Raw genomic sequence first — 18,930 nt, 5'->3', positions numbered from 1 at the left:
CGGTGAGGGAACGCGATATTCAGACGCACGACGGCGGACGGCTCGCCTTGTACAGCTACGGCACCGAAGACGCACCCGGGGAGCGCCGGGTGGTCCTGATCGGCGGCGCGTTCCTCACGGCACTCATTTATCGGCCCTTCTCCGTCGCTTTGGCCAAAGGCCTCGGTGCTGGCTGGGCTGTGGACGTGTACGACCGCCGTGGCCGGGGTAAATCCACCGAGCAGCCGCACTACTACTCCATGGCTACGGAGATCGCCGATGTCCGCACCATCATGGACGCCACCGGCGCCCGGAACATCTTTGGCCACAGCCTGGGTGGGTCTGTGGCTTTGAATGCCGCCCAGGCTTTCGCCGGCACGCACCACCAGCCGGACAAGCTCGCTGTTTACGACGCCGCGGTGAACATCGATGGCAGCATGGACACCGGTTGGCTGGCTGGCTTCGCGGATTCGGTCGACAAGGGCGATGTTGGCCGGGCGCTGGCCCGGATGAAGCGCGGAATGCAGCCGGGAACTGCCCTTGCCCGGGTTCCTGAGCCCATTCTGGCGGGACTCATGGCTGTGGTGTCGGGGACCAAAGTGAACAGGCTTTTCCGCGAGCTCATGCCTTCAGGTGTTGGTGAGCTGAAGGCAGCCTTCGAAGCCGCAGATACTCCGACCGATTTTTCCATCCTGCCGTCCAGCACGCACTTCATGGTGGGCAAGAAGAGCCCCCAGTTCTACAAGGTCACCGCTGCCCGGCTGAACAGGGCTGTTCCCGGCAGCACGTTGGAAGTTTCGCCCAAGGGATTCCATGGGTCCATTCCTGCAGCAGTGAACGAACTCGTCTCGGATATCTCGGACTATTTCAAACGCTGACTGCTTTTCCACACTGACTGCTTTTCCACATAAGGGCCGGCATGCTGCCTGCATTCAGGTCGCTCGGTTAGGCTCAAGTCATGACGCGCGACATCATCATGACCCACGACGGCGGACACCTCGAAGTACTCACCACAGGCGGTGGGCTGGCAGCGGCGGGTTCCGGCGTCGTCGTCGTTCCTGCCTCCATGGTGACGGCTGCCGATTACTCGCGTTTCGCGCAAAAACTCAGCGAAGCGCTGGGCCGGCCCGTTCATACATTCAACCGACGTGGACGCGGCGATTCATCCCCGCAGGCCGAGGACTACACGCTCGAGGCCGACATCCGGGATCTGGACGCCGTCATGAAGCACACGTCCAGCACCGACGTCTTTGGACACAGCTTTGGCGGCGCCGTCGCGCTGCACGCTGCGCGGACCCTGCCCGTGGAGCGGCTAGCCGTCTACGATCCCGCCGTATCGGTCAACCACAGCGTCAAGGCCGACTGGACACCGGATTATGAACGCGCGACGGCGGCGGGAGACTATGACCGCGCCCTCGCCGTCCTGATCAAGGGCGTGGAGACCGGCGGCGCCTTCGCACGCATGCCACTGTCCATGCTGACCCTGGCCAACAAGCTGGCCGCCGGTACGCCCTTGGGCAAGCAGATGCGCGAACTGATGACCTGCGGTGTCCGGGAAATTAAGGCCGTCATCGCCGCCGATATGCCAGCCGAGCCGTTCCTTGCCCTTCCGCTGGAGACGCTGATCGTGGTGGGCGAAAAGAGCCCCGCCTACTTTGGTGTTGCGTGCGGCCAGATCCATGACGTCCTCTCCGGATCCAGCTACAGCATCCTCCCTGGCTCGGGACACGACGGTCCCATTAAGGCTCCGGACAAGCTGATCTCGGAGTTGTCGGAGTTCTTCTCGGGCTAGCCGAGCTGGATGGCGGCGATGCCGGCCACCGCTATGGCCGTCAAGCCCAACCGGAGCCGGCTGAACTTTTCATTGAAGAACACCGCGCCGATGACTCCAGCCAACAGGACGCTGGTCTCGCGCAGCGCCGACACCACGGCAAGCGGGGCCAGGCTCTGTGCCCAGACCACAATTCCGTAGGCCAGCATGGACACCAGTCCTCCGATGAATCCGGGCTTCCAGTACCGCGCCACTCGTTGCGGGAAAGAACGGCTCTCGGAGGCCATGCGCCAGCAGATCAAGGGAATCACCATGCCCTGCAGCAGGAAAAGCCACGAGACATAAGCCATCGGTTGCCCGGAAACCCGGACTCCTACACCGTCCACCACGGTATAGGCCGCGATGGCTGCCCCCGTGAGCACAGCGAAGAAAGTGCCCTTGCGGTTCCTGCCGGCGCTGGCCGTTGCACCGTGTTTTGTGAGGGCCAGGCTCAGCAAAGAACCAGCGACGACCGCCACTCCCGCCAGCTGCCAGAAACTCAATTTCTCTGCCAGGAAAGTGGTGGCGACCCCCGCGACCAAGAGGACAGCGAGGCCCCGTGCCAGCGGATAAACCTGGGCGAAATCGCCGTGCTTGTAGGACGTCGTCAGCAGGATGAGATAGCAGCTCTGCAAGGCCGCCGACGCTACAACATAGGGCCACGACTGCTGTGGGGGAACTCCGAAGACCGCTGCCCCCACCAGGCCGGACGCCAAATAGGCCAAGGCAATCATGGTGGACGAGGCAAGCCGGTCCGGAATCGCCTTGGCCAAGGCATTCCACACGCTGTGCAGGACCGCCGCGAGAAGGACTGCCGCCGTCACTGCAAGGGTCAACGGAGAACTGTCGTCGTTGCGGGTTGCTCCTGCAGGTCACGCCGGGCACCGAAGTCGAGCCCGTCCGTGTCTCCTGCAGCAACACCAAATGTAGCCAGTACTTGGGAAAAGATATCGGCGTGGTCCACGGCCATGACGTCCAGGGGCACGCTTTCGCCGCAGGCAGCGATCCAGGCTGTGCGCTCGGCATCGGTCTCACCCCCATGACCACCGGCATCGACGTGCCCGTGGTCAGTCACTACTATGACAGTCCAGTGTTCGTCACCACGACGAGGCCTCGACTCAATGGCTTCCAACAGGCTTTTGAGGCGGGAGTCGCAGCGCTGAATGGCTGAAAGGTAGCCGGTACCCGTGCCGTTGTTATGGGCTTCAACGTCGGCCTCGCCAAAGTACACAAAGGATGCCGCCAGGTCCTCGCGCTCCAACCGTCCGGCCGCATAATCTGCAACGGAGTCGTCGGCACTTACCCAGCTGCCGGCGTCGTTCGCTTCTTCAGGATCGTCCTCCGGCACCCAGCCACGGGAAGAGAAGAGGGGCCCGCACGCTGTGGGTGCCGCCACAGGAAACCAGCTCGCGGCAATCATAGTGCGCGACTCCGGACGGGCCGCACGAAGAACGGCGGTGAAGTCCTGATAGGCAGCGAGCTCCGGCGGATGGTCACTGTTCCCGGTGACCTTGTGCCGGTCTGCATAAACCCCGGTGGCCACTGTGGCCCAGACTGGACCGGAAATCGTGGCATTCTTCCTGTGAACGCGGACGGGGAGCAGGAAGCCGTTTCGGGCAATCTGGTCTAAGGCGGGTGTGGTCGCGGACATGAGGGAGTCGTAACGGACGCCGTCGATTCCGACTACCAGGACGTGGGATTCATTCTTCACAGCCACGACGGTACGTGGCTTTGACGGCAACCCATAGGAGCAGCCGCTCTCATCTATAGGAGACTTAGGCCATGCCTATGAATCTCACCCACCTGCGGGCGTTCCACCTCGTTGCCACCCACGGCAGTTACGTCGCGGCGGCTGCAGCCGCAAAAGTGAGCCAACCTACCCTGTCCGAACAGGTCCGCCTTTTGGAGCGGCACCACGGGATCCAGCTCCTGCAACGAGCTGGACGGTCCGTAGAGCTGACGCCTTTGGGAGGCAAGCTCCTGGCAGTCACAGCCAGGCTATTCGCCGCCGAGCTCGAAGCCGAGACCGTCCTGGCCAGGGCGCGCAACGTCATGCAAGGAGAGCTGCGGTTCGGCACCGACGCTCCCATCAACGCCGTGGGCGTGCTCAGCACGTTCCGCCAGCTGAACCCGGGAGTCAGCATCCAACTCGTCAGCGGAAACTCCGCTGAGGTACGCAGACGGGTCCTGGCCGGAACTGTGGACGTCGGCATCATCGCCGACGAGACACCACATCCGGACTTGATTGCACGCCGGCTCGGAACGCAGGACCTGGTGGCGTTCGTTCGGCAGGACCACCCGTTGGCCGGCAGCAAGGTGATCCGGCTCCGGGACCTTGTTGACCACCCGCTGATCATCAGGGAGATCGGGTCCGTCACCCGTAGGTCCATTGAGACAGCGCTCTCCGCAGCCCAACTGCAACCAGCGGAAGTCCTCGAGACTGACAGCCGGGAAGCAGTCCACGCGGCGGTGATCGCCGGCCTAGGCATTGGGGTCATCGCAGAGGATGAATTCAACGACGATCCCCGGTTGGTGTTGCTTGATTTTGTTGATTCGATTCCGCCGATAACGGAGTACCTGGTGTATCGACGGGATAAGCAGCGGAGCCATGTGGTGGACGCGGTGTTGGGGTGTGTGGGTGGTTAATGCGTGTTGGGTGGTTAAAGGGGAAGAGCCCCGACCTGTGGTCGGGGCTCTTGCCTTAATGGTTGTCCGGCGGTGTCCTACTCTCCCACACCCTCCCGGGTGCAGTACCATCGGCGCTGTGGGTCTTAGCTTCCGGGTTCGGAATGGGACCGGGCGTTTCCCCCACGCTATGACCGCCGTAACTCTGTTACCCGTCCCGGCCCCTTGTGGTGTTTGCCTCGGGGGTGGGTGGGAAATCTTTTGGTTACAACTGTGGTGTTGTTATTTAGTTGTTGGTTCCGGCAACCCTTGGTGCGGGTTGTTGTTCGGGAACCACATAGTGGACGCGTGCAGTGTGTTGTGTGTGGTGTAAGTTGTTGGCCTATTAGTACCGGTCAGCTTCACGAGTCTTTAGTCCTCGCTTCCACATCCGGCCTATCAACCCAGTGGTCTGGCTGGGGGCCTCTCACACATAATGTGTATGGAAATCTCATCTTGAAGCGAGCTTCCCGCTTAGATGCTTTCAGCGGTTATCCCATCCGAACGTAGCTAATCAGCGATGCACTTGGCAGTACAACTGACACACCAGAGGTTCGTCCGTCCCGGTCCTCTCGTACTAAGGACAGCCCTTCTCAAATTTCCTGCGCGCGCAGCGGATAGGGACCGAACTGTCTCACGACGTTCTAAACCCAGCTCGCGTACCGCTTTAATGGGCGAACAGCCCAACCCTTGGGACCTACTCCAGCCCCAGGATGCGACGAGCCGACATCGAGGTGCCAAACCATGCCGTCGATATGGACTCTTGGGCAAGATCAGCCTGTTATCCCCGAGGTACCTTTTATCCGTTGAGCGACGGCCATTCCACAATGTACCGCCGGATCACTAGTCCCGACTTTCGTCCCTGCTTGAGATGTCTCTCTCACAGTCAAGCTCCCTTGTGCACTTACACTCGACACCTGATTGCCAACCAGGCTGAGGGAACCTTTGGGCGCCTCCGTTACTTTTTAGGAGGCAACCGCCCCAGTTAAACTACCCATCAGGCACTGTCCCTGACCCGGATCACGGGCCGAAGTTAGATGTCCAAAGTGACCAGAGTGGTATTTCAACGATGACTCCACCCGAACTGGCGTCCGGGTTTCAACGTCTCCCACCTATCCTACACAAGCCACTCCGAACACCAATACCAAACTATAGTAAAGGTCTCGGGGTCTTTCCGTCCTGCTGCGCGTAACGAGCATCTTTACTCGTACTGCAATTTCGCCGAGTTTATGGTTGAGACAGCGGGGAAGTCGTTACTCCATTCGTGCAGGTCGGAACTTACCCGACAAGGAATTTCGCTACCTTAGGATGGTTATAGTTACCACCGCCGTTTACTGGGGCTTAAATTCTCAGCTTCGCCCACAAGGGGCTAACCGGTCCTCTTAACCTTCCAGCACCGGGCAGGAGTCAGTCCGTATACATCGTCTTGCGACTTCGCACGGACCTGTGTTTTTAGTAAACAGTCGCTTCCCCCTGGTCTCTGCGGCCCACACCCGCTCACGGAGAGCAAGTCTCCATCACGGGGCAGGCCCCCCTTCTCCCGAAGTTACGGGGGCATTTTGCCGAGTTCCTTAACCATAATTCTCTCGATCGCCTTGGTATTCTCTACCTGATCACCTGTGTCGGTTTGGGGTACGGGCGGCTAAAACCTCGCGTCGATGCTTTTCTTGGCAGCATAGGATCACCGGATCCCCCCATACGGGAGTCCCATCAGATCTCAGGAACGTGCTCGAAGCACACAGGAACGGATTTGCCTATCCCTGACCCTACATCCTTAGACCGGGGCAACCATCGCCCGGCCCGGCTACCTTCCTGCGTCACACCTGTTAATACGCTTACCTCCCAGGATCAGGTCCCGCGCTCGGCCAAAACCCACAACACCACAAGGGTGAGCGGGCAGGCTCCGGGCGGTTAGTATCCCCCGCTTGGCATGGACGGTTTTTCGCCGGTACGGGAATATCAACCCGTTGTCCATCGACTACGCCTGTCGGCCTCGCCTTAGGTCCCGACTTACCCAGGGCAGATTAGCTTGACCCTGGAACCCTTGATCATTCGGCGGACGGGTTTCTCACCCGTCTTTCGCTACTCATGCCTGCATTCTCACTCGTGTAGGCTCCACCGCTGGTTTCCACCGCGACTTCACTGCCCACACGACGCTCCCCTACCACTCCACACCCCTGAACCACGAAGGCTAGGGCAATGTGTGAAATCCACAACTTCGGCGGTGTACTTGAGCCCCGCTACATTGTCGGCGCGGAATCACTTGACCAGTGAGCTATTACGCACTCTTTCAAGGATGGCTGCTTCTAAGCCAACCTCCTGGTTGTCTTCGCAACTCCACATCCTTTCCCACTTAGCACACGCTTAGGGGCCTTAGTTGGTGGTCTGGGCTGTTTCCCTCTCGACTATGAAGCTTATCCCCCACAGTCTCACTGCTGCGCTCTCACTTACCGGCATTCGGAGTTTGGCTGACGTCAGTAACCTTGTAGGGCCCATCGGCCATCCAGTAGCTCTACCTCCGGCAAGAAACACGCAACGCTGCACCTAAATGCATTTCGGGGAGAACCAGCTATCACGGAGTTTGATTGGCCTTTCACCCCTACCCACAGCTCATCCCCTCCATTTTCAACTGAAGTGGGTTCGGTCCTCCACGACGTCTTACCGTCGCTTCAACCTGGCCATGGGTAGATCACTCCGCTTCGGGTCTAGATCACGCCACTACACTCGCCCTGTTCAGACTCGCTTTCGCTACGGCTACCCCACACGGGTTAACCTCGCGACGTAACACTAACTCGCAGGCTCATTCTTCAAAAGGCACGCCGTCACAACTACTATGCGATCACTCGCGGTTGCTCCGACGGATTGTAAGCACACGGTTTCAGGTACTGTTTCACTCCCCTCCCGGGGTACTTTTCACCTTTCCCTCACGGTACTGGTCCGCTATCGGTCATTAGGAAGTATTTAGGCTTATCAGGTGGTCCTGACAGATTCGCACGGGATTTCTCGGGCCCCGTGCTACTTGGGATACTCTCCAGGCTGCACACAACATTACGGTTACGGGGCTCCCACCCTCTCTGGCCGGCCTTTCAAGACCGTTCACCTATGCCTGCACATCACCCCAACGGTCCGGCAGAACCATCACGGAAAGTCCCACAACCCCGCCCATGCAACGCCCGCCGGCTATCACACATGGAAACGGTTTAGCCTGATCCGCGTTCGCTCGCCACTACTAACGGAATCACTATTGTTTTCTCTTCCTGCGGGTACTGAGATGTTTCACTTCCCCGCGTTCCCCCCACGCACCCTATGTGTTCAGATGCGGGTCACACAATCACCTTGCAGCGTTGTGCGGGGTTTCCCCATTCGGACATCCTGGGATCAACGCTCGGTTATCAACTCCCCCAGGCTTATCGCAGATTCCTACGTCCTTCTTCGGCTCCTAATGCCAAGGCATCCACCGTGTGCCCTTAAAAACTTGACCACACAAAGATCAAAAACTTACTCGAGAGAACCATGACCACAAGGGCCAGGTTCATTCATAAGAAATTGCTGTAGAAACACACCCACCAACCCCCGAAGAGGCCAGCCACAAGTGTGTCTCAGATGCTCGCGTCCACTATGTAGTTCTCAAACAACAACCCCATCAACCAGACCACCACCACCCCACAAACGGGGACAGCGGCAGAACCGGAAGCAGGAACAAAAGAAACACCAGAACGATGCCCTCTGCATTGCTGCAAAAAGGTCCTGTTGCCTCAGGACCCAACAGTGCGCCAAACACAACCCCCACAAACCATGCACCCCGGCAGCGTTCCCAACAACACCCACCCCCCACAAAAGGAGAGCACATGCTGCCGTACTGGCACCAGGACACAACCGGTAAAGGCCATGCCAAACAAGTTTGATTCGTTGATATTCCACCCATGAGCACCCACCGCAGAACAGACGCCTGCGCAATGGGCAACACTGACAACCACCACCACACCCATGCGGGCACAGCAACCAGCTGTTAGCAGCTCCTTAGAAAGGAGGTGATCCAGCCGCACCTTCCGGTACGGCTACCTTGTTACGACTTAGTCCCAATCGCCGGTCCCACCTTCGACGGCTCCCCCCACAAGGGTTAGGCCACCGGCTTCGGGTGTTACCAACTTTCGTGACTTGACGGGCGGTGTGTACAAGGCCCGGGAACGTATTCACCGCAGCGTTGCTGATCTGCGATTACTAGCGACTCCGACTTCATGGGGTCGAGTTGCAGACCCCAATCCGAACTGAGACCGGCTTTTTGGGATTAGCTCCACCTCACAGTATCGCAACCCTTTGTACCGGCCATTGTAGCATGCGTGAAGCCCAAGACATAAGGGGCATGATGATTTGACGTCGTCCCCACCTTCCTCCGAGTTGACCCCGGCAGTCTCCTATGAGTCCCCGCCATAACGCGCTGGCAACATAGAACGAGGGTTGCGCTCGTTGCGGGACTTAACCCAACATCTCACGACACGAGCTGACGACAACCATGCACCACCTGTAAACCGACCGCAAGCGGGGCACCTGTTTCCAGGTATTACCGGTTCATGTCAAGCCTTGGTAAGGTTCTTCGCGTTGCATCGAATTAATCCGCATGCTCCGCCGCTTGTGCGGGCCCCCGTCAATTCCTTTGAGTTTTAGCCTTGCGGCCGTACTCCCCAGGCGGGGCACTTAATGCGTTAGCTACGGCGCGGAAAACGTGGAATGTCCCCCACACCTAGTGCCCAACGTTTACGGCATGGACTACCAGGGTATCTAATCCTGTTCGCTCCCCATGCTTTCGCTCCTCAGCGTCAGTTAATGCCCAGAGACCTGCCTTCGCCATCGGTGTTCCTCCTGATATCTGCGCATTTCACCGCTACACCAGGAATTCCAGTCTCCCCTACATCACTCTAGTCTGCCCGTACCCACTGCAGAACCGGAGTTGAGCCCCGGTCTTTCACAGCAGACGCGACAAACCGCCTACGAGCTCTTTACGCCCAATAATTCCGGATAACGCTTGCGCCCTACGTATTACCGCGGCTGCTGGCACGTAGTTAGCCGGCGCTTCTTCTGCAGGTACCGTCACTTTCGCTTCTTCCCTACTGAAAGAGGTTTACAACCCGAAGGCCGTCATCCCTCACGCGGCGTCGCTGCATCAGGCTTGCGCCCATTGTGCAATATTCCCCACTGCTGCCTCCCGTAGGAGTCTGGGCCGTGTCTCAGTCCCAGTGTGGCCGGTCACCCTCTCAGGCCGGCTACCCGTCGTCGCCTTGGTAGGCCATTACCCCACCAACAAGCTGATAGGCCGCGAGTCCATCCAAAACCACAAAAGCTTTCCACCACCTGACATGCGTCAGGAGGTCATATCCGGTATTAGACCCAGTTTCCCAGGCTTATCCCAGAGTCAAGGGCAGGTTACTCACGTGTTACTCACCCGTTCGCCACTAATCCCCCAGCAAGCTGGGATCATCGTTCGACTTGCATGTGTTAAGCACGCCGCCAGCGTTCATCCTGAGCCATGATCAAACTCTCCGTTGAAGTAAAACAAATCAAACAGACACAACCACACCCACCGGAAATAACGGTAGAACACGGCTGCACAAAATTCGAAACCAGCTGAAAACCAGACCACCACACACGGGGGTGCGCAATGATCCAGCCATAATTTCAACCAATTGATAAAACAATCGGTATCAACAAACTTGGCACACTATTGAGTTCTCAAACAACAGACCCCCCAAAACATCACCCACAGCACACCACACAAAGCAGCGCACCCAACAGGGCCATTGGAAAAGAAGAGTTATTTTTGGCCGCCTACCGAACCGTACACACCTTCCGGCTTTCCGTTTCGCACCCGGCGACTCAGAAAACAATACACGCCCCCAACCCCCAACGCAAATCCACCCCAACACCCCACCCCACCCACACCAAACCCACCCCCAAAACCCCACCAACCGCCGTCGAACTCGCCACCGGACGTCAGGCCATCAACTGCCGTACGGCAGGCATAAGACGCGGCGTGGCCGCAGCGGGCTGCACACTTATGGGTCGCAATCAGCGGGCCAATGACGTTGACGCCGCCTGGTGGGAGGATGGAACGCATGGAACTGCACATCACGGGAGATGCCGCCGCCGACAGACTGCTCAGTGACGACGCCTTTGCGTTGCTCACGGGTATGTTGCTCGATCAACAGGTCACCATGGAATCGGCATTTGCTGGACCAGAGAAGATTCGTACCCGCCTAGGGTCCTTGGACCCATCCGCCATTGCCGATCACGATCCCGCCGGCTTCATCGAAGTCTTCAAGGAGAGGCCGGCCGTCCATCGCTTTCCCGGTTCCATGGCCGGCAGGGTCCAAGCCCTGGCGGAAACGGTCCACAGCGACTGGAATGGTGATGCTGCCTCGATCTGGACCCGCGGAAACCCTGACGGTCCTGAGGTACTGCGCCGGCTCAAAGCGTTGCCGGGCTTCGGCGAGCAGAAGGCGAAAATCTTCCTGGCCCTGCTGGGCAAGCAATGCGGCCTTCAAGCCGAAGGTTGGCGGGAGACCGCCGGCCACTACGGCGAAGAAGGATCGTACCTGTCCGTTGCCGACATCGTGGATCCAGAGTCCTTGGTCAAGGTACGTGCCAGCAAACAGGCAGCAAAGGCAGCGGCGAAGGCCGCGAAGTCGTCCAACGCCTAGTTCGCGCCGACCTTACCTATCGCCGTTTGGGGCAGGGCCCTCCGGATTCCCACCGTTGTGGGACACTTCCTTCTCGAACTCGGCAGATCGTCGCGTTTTCCACATAACTGCGTTCCGTCCTTACTGTGGCCCCCTCCCCGCTGGAAGAGTGGGCGCATGGAGCGGATTCGGGAAAGGTCAGCGAGCGACGCTGTAATCGCGCGTTTTCCTGTGCCACGGGTCGCGTCCCGCGATGAAACCCCTGCGTCATGGCAAGCAGAACCAGGCCACCCCCGATTCAAGGGCTTGGTGAAGGATCTGGTCACCACCGTGGCCTCCCTCCTACCCGCCTCAGACAGTGTCGGATTGATCGACCAGATACGTGATCTTGAGGAGATGAAGTCGGCTATTGCTGGTGCACAGGCGCAGATTGCTGTGGCGTTTGATCTGGCGCAGCGGGCCGAGCAGGCCGAGGCTGGGGTTCCTGCGGCGGAGCGTGGCAAGGGTGTGGGTGCGCAGGTGGCGTTGGCCCGCCGCGAGTCTCCGAACCGGGGCTCGAGGTTGTTGGGGCTGGCCAAGGCTCTGGTGACGGAGATGCCGCGGACGTTGGCGGCGTTGAACAAGGGCCAGCTGAATGAGTGGCGGGCGACGCTGCTGGTGAAGGAGACCGCGTGTTTGTCGGTGGAGGACCGGGCCGCGGTGGATGCCGAGCTCGCCCCCGACACCGGGACTTTCGACGGTTTCGGTGACCGGGCCCTGGTCGCTGCCGTTAAATCGGCCGCGTACCGCCGTGATCCACGGTCCGTGGCGCAACGGGCCAGCCACGCCGCGACGGAACGGACGGTGAGTCTGCGTCCGGCACCGGACACCATGACCTACCTGACTGCGCTGCTCCCGGTGGCCCAGGGTGTGGCAGTGTATGCGGCGCTGTCCCGGACCGCTGATGCTGCCCGTTCCAGTGGTGATCCCCGGGGCCGTGGCCAGGTCATGGCCGACACCCTGACCGAACACATCACCGGCACCCCGGGCGGGGTCGCCGGGGTTGAACTCCAGCTCGTCATGACCGACCGGACCCTCTTCCAGGGCGATTCCGAACCGGCCCGGCTCCACGGCTACGGCATCGTCCCGGCCGACTGGGCGAGGACTCTGGTTGGTGGACGCGACGAGGCACTACCTGAACGGCGGACCGTTGCTTGGCTGGAAACCGGGTCCGGGCAAGCTTCCGCAGGTGGGATGGAACCGGCGAAGGGCGAGGATCCAGGTCCAGCGCAGGATCACGACTTCGCGGTCTGGGTCCGGCGGCTCTACACCGCACCCGGGAGCGGGGAACTAGTGTCCATGGACTCCAAAGCCAGGCTCTTCCCCCACCGGCACCGGCGATTCATCCAAGCCCGCGACCACACCTGCCGCACCCCGTACTGCGACGCGCCGATCCGGCACATTGACCACATCGTGCCCTGGCACGCCGGCGGAACCACCACCCTGGACAACGCCGCAGGGCTCTGCGAAGCCTGCAACCACACCAAAGAAAACCCCGGCTGGACCGCCACACCCCTACCCGCAGAAACCCACACCCTGCACATCAGCACACCCACCGGACACACCTACCAATCCAAAGCCCCACCGTTGCCGGGGCGTTGGGTGGCAAACTAGTCCGTAATCCGCATCCTCATCAGGAATCAGCCAGATGCAAGGCTGACGGAACAGGCTGGACGCCCTGAAAATCGAGGCAGACTCCCCAGGGGTTAACAAAGAAAAAGGCCTCCACTCAGTGGAGGACAGGGACCCTGCACCATGAGATGGAAACCCTTGCCCAACGCGTTCGCCGGTCGGTTCGAAAGAACCATCAACCAATGAAAACGCAGGAGCCCACACACCGTTTATCGGACAGTCTCGTTGGTGTTGCTTGATTTTGTTGATTCGATTCCGCCGATAACGGAGTACCTGGTGTATCGACGGGATAAGCAGCGGAGCCATGTGGTGGACGCGGTGTTGGGGTGTGTGGGTGGTTAATGTGTGTTGGGTGGTTAAAGGGGAAGAGCCCCGACCTGTGGTCGGGGCTCTTGCCTTAATGGTTGTCCGGCGGTGTCCTACTCTCCCACACCCTCCCGGGTGCAGTACCATCGGCGCTGTGGGTCTTAGCTTCCGGGTTCGGAATGGGACCGGGCGTTTCCCCCACGCTATGACCGCCGTAACTCTGTTACCCGTCCCGGCCCCTTGTGGTGTTTGCCTCGGGGGTGGGTGGGAAATCTTTTGGTTACAACTGTGGTGTTGTTTATTTTGTTGTGTTGGTTCCGGCAACCCTTGGTGCGGGTTGTTGTTCGGGAACCACATAGTGGACGCGTGCAGTGTGTTGTGTGTGGTGTAAGTTGTTGGCCTATTAGTACCGGTCAGCTTCACGAGTCTTTAGTCCTCGCTTCCACATCCGGCCTATCAACCCAGTGGTCTGGCTGGGGGCCTCTCACACATAATGTGTATGGAAATCTCATCTTGAAGCGAGCTTCCCGCTTAGATGCTTTCAGCGGTTATCCCATCCGAACGTAGCTAATCAGCGATGCACTTGGCAGTACAACTGACACACCAGAGGTTCGTCCGTCCCGGTCCTCTCGTACTAAGGACAGCCCTTCTCAAATTTCCTGCGCGCGCAGCGGATAGGGACCGAACTGTCTCACGACGTTCTAAACCCAGCTCGCGTACCGCTTTAATGGGCGAACAGCCCAACCCTTGGGACCTACTCCAGCCCCAGGATGCGACGAGCCGACATCGAGGTGCCAAACCATGCCGTCGATATGGACTCTTGGGCAAGATCAGCCTGTTATCCCCGAGGTACCTTTTATCCGTTGAGCGACGGCCATTCCACAATGTACCGCCGGATCACTAGTCCCGACTTTCGTCCCTGCTTGAGATGTCTCTCTCACAGTCAAGCTCCCTTGTGCACTTACACTCGACACCTGATTGCCAACCAGGCTGAGGGAACCTTTGGGCGCCTCCGTTACTTTTTAGGAGGCAACCGCCCCAGTTAAACTACCCATCAGGCACTGTCCCTGACCCGGATCACGGGCCGAAGTTAGATGTCCAAAGTGACCAGAGTGGTATTTCAACGATGACTCCACCCGAACTGGCGTCCGGGTTTCAACGTCTCCCACCTATCCTACACAAGCCACTCCGAACACCAATACCAAACTATAGTAAAGGTCTCGGGGTCTTTCCGTCCTGCTGCGCGTAACGAGCATCTTTACTCGTACTGCAATTTCGCCGAGTTTATGGTTGAGACAGCGGGGAAGTCGTTACTCCATTCGTGCAGGTCGGAACTTACCCGACAAGGAATTTCGCTACCTTAGGATGGTTATAGTTACCACCGCCGTTTACTGGGGCTTAAATTCTCAGCTTCGCCCACAAGGGGCTAACCGGTCCTCTTAACCTTCCAGCACCGGGCAGGAGTCAGTCCGTATACATCGTCTTGCGACTTCGCACGGACCTGTGTTTTTAGTAAACAGTCGCTTCCCCCTGGTCTCTGCGGCCCACACCCGCTCACGGAGAGCAAGTCTCCATCACGGGGCAGGCCCCCCTTCTCCCGAAGTTACGGGGGCATTTTGCCGAGTTCCTTAACCATAATTCTCTCGATCGCCTTGGTATTCTCTACCTGATCACCTGTGTCGGTTTGGGGTACGGGCGGCTAAAACCTCGCGTCGATGCTTTTCTTGGCAGCATAGGATCACCGGATCCCCCCATACGGGAGTCCCATCAGATCTCAGGAACGTGCTCGAAGCACACAGGAACGGATTTGCCTATCCCTGACCCTACATCCTTAGACCGGGGCAACCATCGCCCGGCCCGGCTACCTTCCTGCGTCACACCTGTTAATACGCTTACCTCCCAGGATCAGGTCCCGCGCTCGGCCAAAACCCACAACACCACAAGGGTGAGCGGGCAGGCTCCGGGCGGTTAGTATCCCCCGCTTGGCATGGACGGTTTTTCGCCGGTACGGGAATATCAACCCGTTGTCCATCGACTACGCCTGTCGGCCTCGCCTTAGGTCCCGACTTACCCAGGGCAGATTAGCTTGACCCTGGAACCCTTGATCATTCGGCGGACGGGTTTCTCACCCGTCTTTCGCTACTCATGCCTGCATTCTCACTCGTGTAGGCTCCACCGCTGGTTTCCACCGCGACTTCACTGCCCACACGACGCTCCCCTACCACTCCACACCCCTGAACCACGAAGGCTAGGGCAATGTGTGAAATCCACAACTTCGGCGGTGTACTTGAGCCCCGCTACATTGTCGGCGCGGAATCACTTGACCAGTGAGCTATTACGCACTCTTTCAAGGATGGCTGCTTCTAAGCCAACCTCCTGGTTGTCTTCGCAACTCCACATCCTTTCCCACTTAGCACACGCTTAGGGGCCTTAGTTGGTGGTCTGGGCTGTTTCCCTCTCGACTATGAAGCTTATCCCCCACAGTCTCACTGCTGCGCTCTCACTTACCGGCATTCGGAGTTTGGCTGACGTCAGTAACCTTGTAGGGCCCATCGGCCATCCAGTAGCTCTACCTCCGGCAAGAAACACGCAACGCTGCACCTAAATGCATTTCGGGGAGAACCAGCTATCACGGAGTTTGATTGGCCTTTCACCCCTACCCACAGCTCATCCCCTCCATTTTCAACTGAAGTGGGTTCGGTCCTCCACGACGTCTTACCGTCGCTTCAACCTGGCCATGGGTAGATCACTCCGCTTCGGGTCTAGATCACGCCACTACACTCGCCCTGTTCAGACTCGCTTTCGCTACGGCTACCCCACACGGGTTAACCTCGCGACGTAACACTAACTCGCAGGCTCATTCTTCAAAAGGCACGCCGTCACAACTACTATGCGATCACTCGCGGTTGCTCCGACGGATTGTAAGCACACGGTTTCAGGTACTGTTTCACTCCCCTCCCGGGGTACTTTTCACCTTTCCCTCACGGTACTGGTCCGCTATCGGTCATTAGGAAGTATTTAGGCTTATCAGGTGGTCCTGACAGATTCGCACGGGATTTCTCGGGCCCCGTGCTACTTGGGATACTCTCCAGGCTGCACACAACATTACGGTTACGGGGCTCCCACCCTCTCTGGCCGGCCTTTCAAGACCGTTCACCTATGCCTGCACATCACCCCAACGGTCCGGCAGAACCATCACGGAAAGTCCCACAACCCCGCCCATGCAACGCCCGCCGGCTATCACACATGGAACGGTTTAGCCTGATCCGCGTTCGCTCGCCACTACTAACGGAATCACTATTGTTTTCTCTTCCTGCGGGTACTGAGATGTTTCACTTCCCCGCGTTCCCCCCACGCACCCTATGTGTTCAGATGCGGGTCACACAATCACCTTGCAGCGTTGTGCGGGGTTTCCCCATTCGGACATCCTGGGATCAACGCTCGGTTATCAACTCCCCCAGGCTTATCGCAGATTCCTACGTCCTTCTTCGGCTCCTAATGCCAAGGCATCCACCGTGTGCCCTTAAAAACTTGACCACACACAAACCAACAAACCCCAAAAGGGCCTGCCGGTCTACGATGCATCATTCATATCGAGAGAACCATGACCACAAGGGCCAGGTTCATTCATAAGAAATTGCTGTAGAAACACATACCAAAGGCATGTGTTTCAGATGCTCGCGTCCACTATGTAGTTCTCAAACAACAACCCCATCAACCAGACCACCACCACCCCACAAACGGGAACAGCGGCAGAACCGGAAGCAGGAACAAAAGAAACACCAGAACGATGCCCTCTGCATTGCTGCAAAAAGGTCCTGTTGCCTCAGGACCCAACAGTGCGCCAAACACAACCCCCACAAACCATGCACCCCGGCAGCGTTCCCAACAACACCCACCCCCACAAAAGGAGAGCACATGCTGCCGTACTGGCACCAGGACACAACCGGTAAAGGCCATGCCAAACAAGTTTGATTCGTTGATATTCCACCCATGAGCACCCACCGCAGAACAGACGCCTGCGCAATGGGCAACACTGACAACCACCACCACACCCATGCGGGCACAGCAACCAGCTGTTAGCAGCTCCTTAGAAAGGAGGTGATCCAGCCGCACCTTCCGGTACGGCTACCTTGTTACGACTTAGTCCCAATCGCCGGTCCCACCTTCGACGGCTCCCCCCACAAGGGTTAGGCCACCGGCTTCGGGTGTTACCAACTTTCGTGACTTGACGGGCGGTGTGTACAAGGCCCGGGAACGTATTCACCGCAGCGTTGCTGATCTGCGATTACTAGCGACTCCGACTTCATGGGGTCGAGTTGCAGACCCCAATCCGAACTGAGACCGGCTTTTTGGGATTAGCTCCACCTCACAGTATCGCAACCCTTTGTACCGGCCATTGTAGCATGCGTGAAGCCCAAGACATAAGGGGCATGATGATTTGACGTCGTCCCCACCTTCCTCCGAGTTGACCCCGGCAGTCTCCTATGAGTCCCCGCCATAACGCGCTGGCAACATAGAACGAGGGTTGCGCTCGTTGCGGGACTTAACCCAACATCTCACGACACGAGCTGACGACAACCATGCACCACCTGTAAACCGACCGCAAGCGGGGCACCTGTTTCCAGGTATTACCGGTTCATGTCAAGCCTTGGTAAGGTTCTTCGCGTTGCATCGAATTAATCCGCATGCTCCGCCGCTTGTGCGGGCCCCCGTCAATTCCTTTGAGTTTTAGCCTTGCGGCCGTACTCCCCAGGCGGGGCACTTAATGCGTTAGCTACGGCGCGGAAAACGTGGAATGTCCCCCACACCTAGTGCCCAACGTTTACGGCATGGACTACCAGGGTATCTAATCCTGTTCGCTCCCCATGCTTTCGCTCCTCAGCGTCAGTTAATGCCCAGAGACCTGCCTTCGCCATCGGTGTTCCTCCTGATATCTGCGCATTTCACCGCTACACCAGGAATTCCAGTCTCCCCTACATCACTCTAGTCTGCCCGTACCCACTGCAGAACCGGAGTTGAGCCCCGGTCTTTCACAGCAGACGCGACAAACCGCCTACGAGCTCTTTACGCCCAATAATTCCGGATAACGCTTGCGCCCTACGTATTACCGCGGCTGCTGGCACGTAGTTAGCCGGCGCTTCTTCTGCAGGTACCGTCACTTTCGCTTCTTCCCTACTGAAAGAGGTTTACAACCCGAAGGCCGTCATCCCTCACGCGGCGTCGCTGCATCAGGCTTGCGCCCATTGTGCAATATTCCCCACTGCTGCCTCCCGTAGGAGTCTGGGCCGTGTCTCAGTCCCAGTGTGGCCGGTCACCCTCTCAGGCCGGCTACCCGTCGTCGCCTTGGTAGGCCATTACCCCACCAACAAGCTGATAGGCCGCGAGTCCATCCAAAACCACAAAAGCTTTCCACCACCTGACATGCGTCAGACGGTCATATCCGGTATTAGACCCAGTTTCCCAGGCTTATCCCAGAGTCAAGGGCAGGTTACTCACGTGTTACTCACCCGTTCGCCACTAATCCCCCAGCAAGCTGGGATCATCGTTCGACTTGCATGTGTTAAGCACGCCGCCAGCGTTCATCCTGAGCCAGGATCAAACTCTCCGTTGAAGTAAAACAAATCAAACAGACACAACCACACCCACCGGAAATAACGGTAGAACACGGCTGCACAAAATTCGAAACCAGCTGAAAACCAGACCACCACACACGGGGGTGCGCAATGATCCAGCCATAATTTCAACCAATTGATAAAACAATCGGTATCAACAAACTTGGCACACTATTGAGTTCTCAAACAACAGACACTACCGGCACCACCC

7 protein-coding genes and 6 rRNA genes are annotated in these 18,930 nt (G+C 58.4%); 5 read left to right on the top strand and 8 right to left on the bottom strand.

Going from position 1 to position 18,930, the window contains the following annotated elements; all coding sequences use genetic code 11:
* Positions 1-2: 2 nt before the first annotated feature.
* Entirely contained in the window at positions 3-857 is an 855-nt protein-coding gene (locus tag CGK93_RS01000) for an alpha/beta fold hydrolase (RefSeq protein ID WP_089593209.1), read from the top strand.
* An 80-nt stretch (positions 858-937) separates the two neighbouring features.
* The gene (locus CGK93_RS00995; RefSeq protein WP_089593208.1) at positions 938-1,771 is read left to right on the top strand and encodes an alpha/beta fold hydrolase; all 834 of its coding nucleotides are present in this window, start codon (positions 938-940) and stop codon (positions 1,769-1,771) included.
* On the opposite strand, the gene CGK93_RS00990 is transcribed toward CGK93_RS00995, so the two are convergent.
* Together CGK93_RS00990 and CGK93_RS00985 are read right to left on the bottom strand one after the other, a co-directional pair.
* Positions 1,768-2,625, bottom strand: coding sequence for an EamA family transporter (locus CGK93_RS00990; protein ID WP_232481496.1), 858 nt, complete (start codon positions 2,623-2,625; stop codon positions 1,768-1,770). The genes CGK93_RS00995 and CGK93_RS00990 overlap by 4 nt on opposite strands.
* On the bottom strand, positions 2,622-3,500 hold the full coding sequence (locus tag CGK93_RS00985) for an alkaline phosphatase family protein (protein WP_232481495.1): 879 nt from the start codon (positions 3,498-3,500) through the stop codon (positions 2,622-2,624). Before CGK93_RS00985 ends, CGK93_RS00990 begins: the two co-directional genes overlap by 4 nt.
* Before the next feature lie 71 nt (positions 3,501-3,571).
* Here CGK93_RS00985 and CGK93_RS00980 point away from each other — a divergent pair, with 71 nt between their 5' ends.
* Positions 3,572-4,435 (top strand): LysR substrate-binding domain-containing protein, encoded by an 864-nt coding sequence (locus CGK93_RS00980; protein WP_232481494.1) that lies wholly within the window; start codon positions 3,572-3,574, stop codon positions 4,433-4,435.
* A gap of 64 nt (positions 4,436-4,499) precedes the next feature.
* Here the strand turns inward: CGK93_RS00980 and rrf (CGK93_RS00975) are convergent.
* The 3 genes from rrf (CGK93_RS00975) to CGK93_RS00965 form a co-directional block, all read right to left on the bottom strand.
* A 5S ribosomal RNA gene (gene rrf, locus CGK93_RS00975) occupies positions 4,500-4,616 on the bottom strand.
* A gap of 162 nt (positions 4,617-4,778) precedes the next feature.
* Positions 4,779-7,934, bottom strand: a 23S ribosomal RNA gene (locus CGK93_RS00970).
* 543 nt (positions 7,935-8,477) lie between these two features.
* A 16S ribosomal RNA gene (locus tag CGK93_RS00965) occupies positions 8,478-9,997 on the bottom strand.
* The 16S, 23S and 5S rRNA genes sit together here, the layout of an rRNA operon.
* A gap of 557 nt (positions 9,998-10,554) precedes the next feature.
* Between CGK93_RS00965 and CGK93_RS00960 the strand changes: the two genes are divergently transcribed.
* Together CGK93_RS00960 and CGK93_RS00955 are read left to right on the top strand one after the other, a co-directional pair.
* Positions 10,555-11,148 (top strand): HhH-GPD-type base excision DNA repair protein, encoded by a 594-nt coding sequence (locus CGK93_RS00960; protein WP_089593205.1) that lies wholly within the window; start codon positions 10,555-10,557, stop codon positions 11,146-11,148.
* Between the two features lie 156 nt (positions 11,149-11,304).
* On the top strand, positions 11,305-12,780 hold the full coding sequence (locus tag CGK93_RS00955) for an HNH endonuclease (RefSeq protein WP_198318315.1): 1,476 nt from the start codon (positions 11,305-11,307) through the stop codon (positions 12,778-12,780).
* A 424-nt stretch (positions 12,781-13,204) separates the two neighbouring features.
* On the opposite strand, the gene rrf (CGK93_RS00950) is transcribed toward CGK93_RS00955, so the two are convergent.
* The 3 genes from rrf (CGK93_RS00950) to CGK93_RS00940 form a co-directional block, all read right to left on the bottom strand.
* Positions 13,205-13,321: ribosomal RNA gene (gene rrf / locus CGK93_RS00950) — 5S ribosomal RNA — on the bottom strand.
* A 165-nt stretch (positions 13,322-13,486) separates the two neighbouring features.
* A 23S ribosomal RNA gene (locus CGK93_RS00945) occupies positions 13,487-16,641 on the bottom strand.
* Between the two features lie 557 nt (positions 16,642-17,198).
* A 16S ribosomal RNA gene (locus CGK93_RS00940) occupies positions 17,199-18,718 on the bottom strand.
* Positions 18,719-18,930: the final 212 nt, after the last annotated feature.

Origin of the sequence: Arthrobacter sp. YN (assembly GCF_002224285.1) — a bacterium.
Lineage (GTDB): Bacteria > Actinomycetota > Actinomycetes > Actinomycetales > Micrococcaceae > Arthrobacter.
Note: the sequence above shows the minus strand (reverse complement) of the source record. Positions and strands in the feature narration are given on the sequence as shown.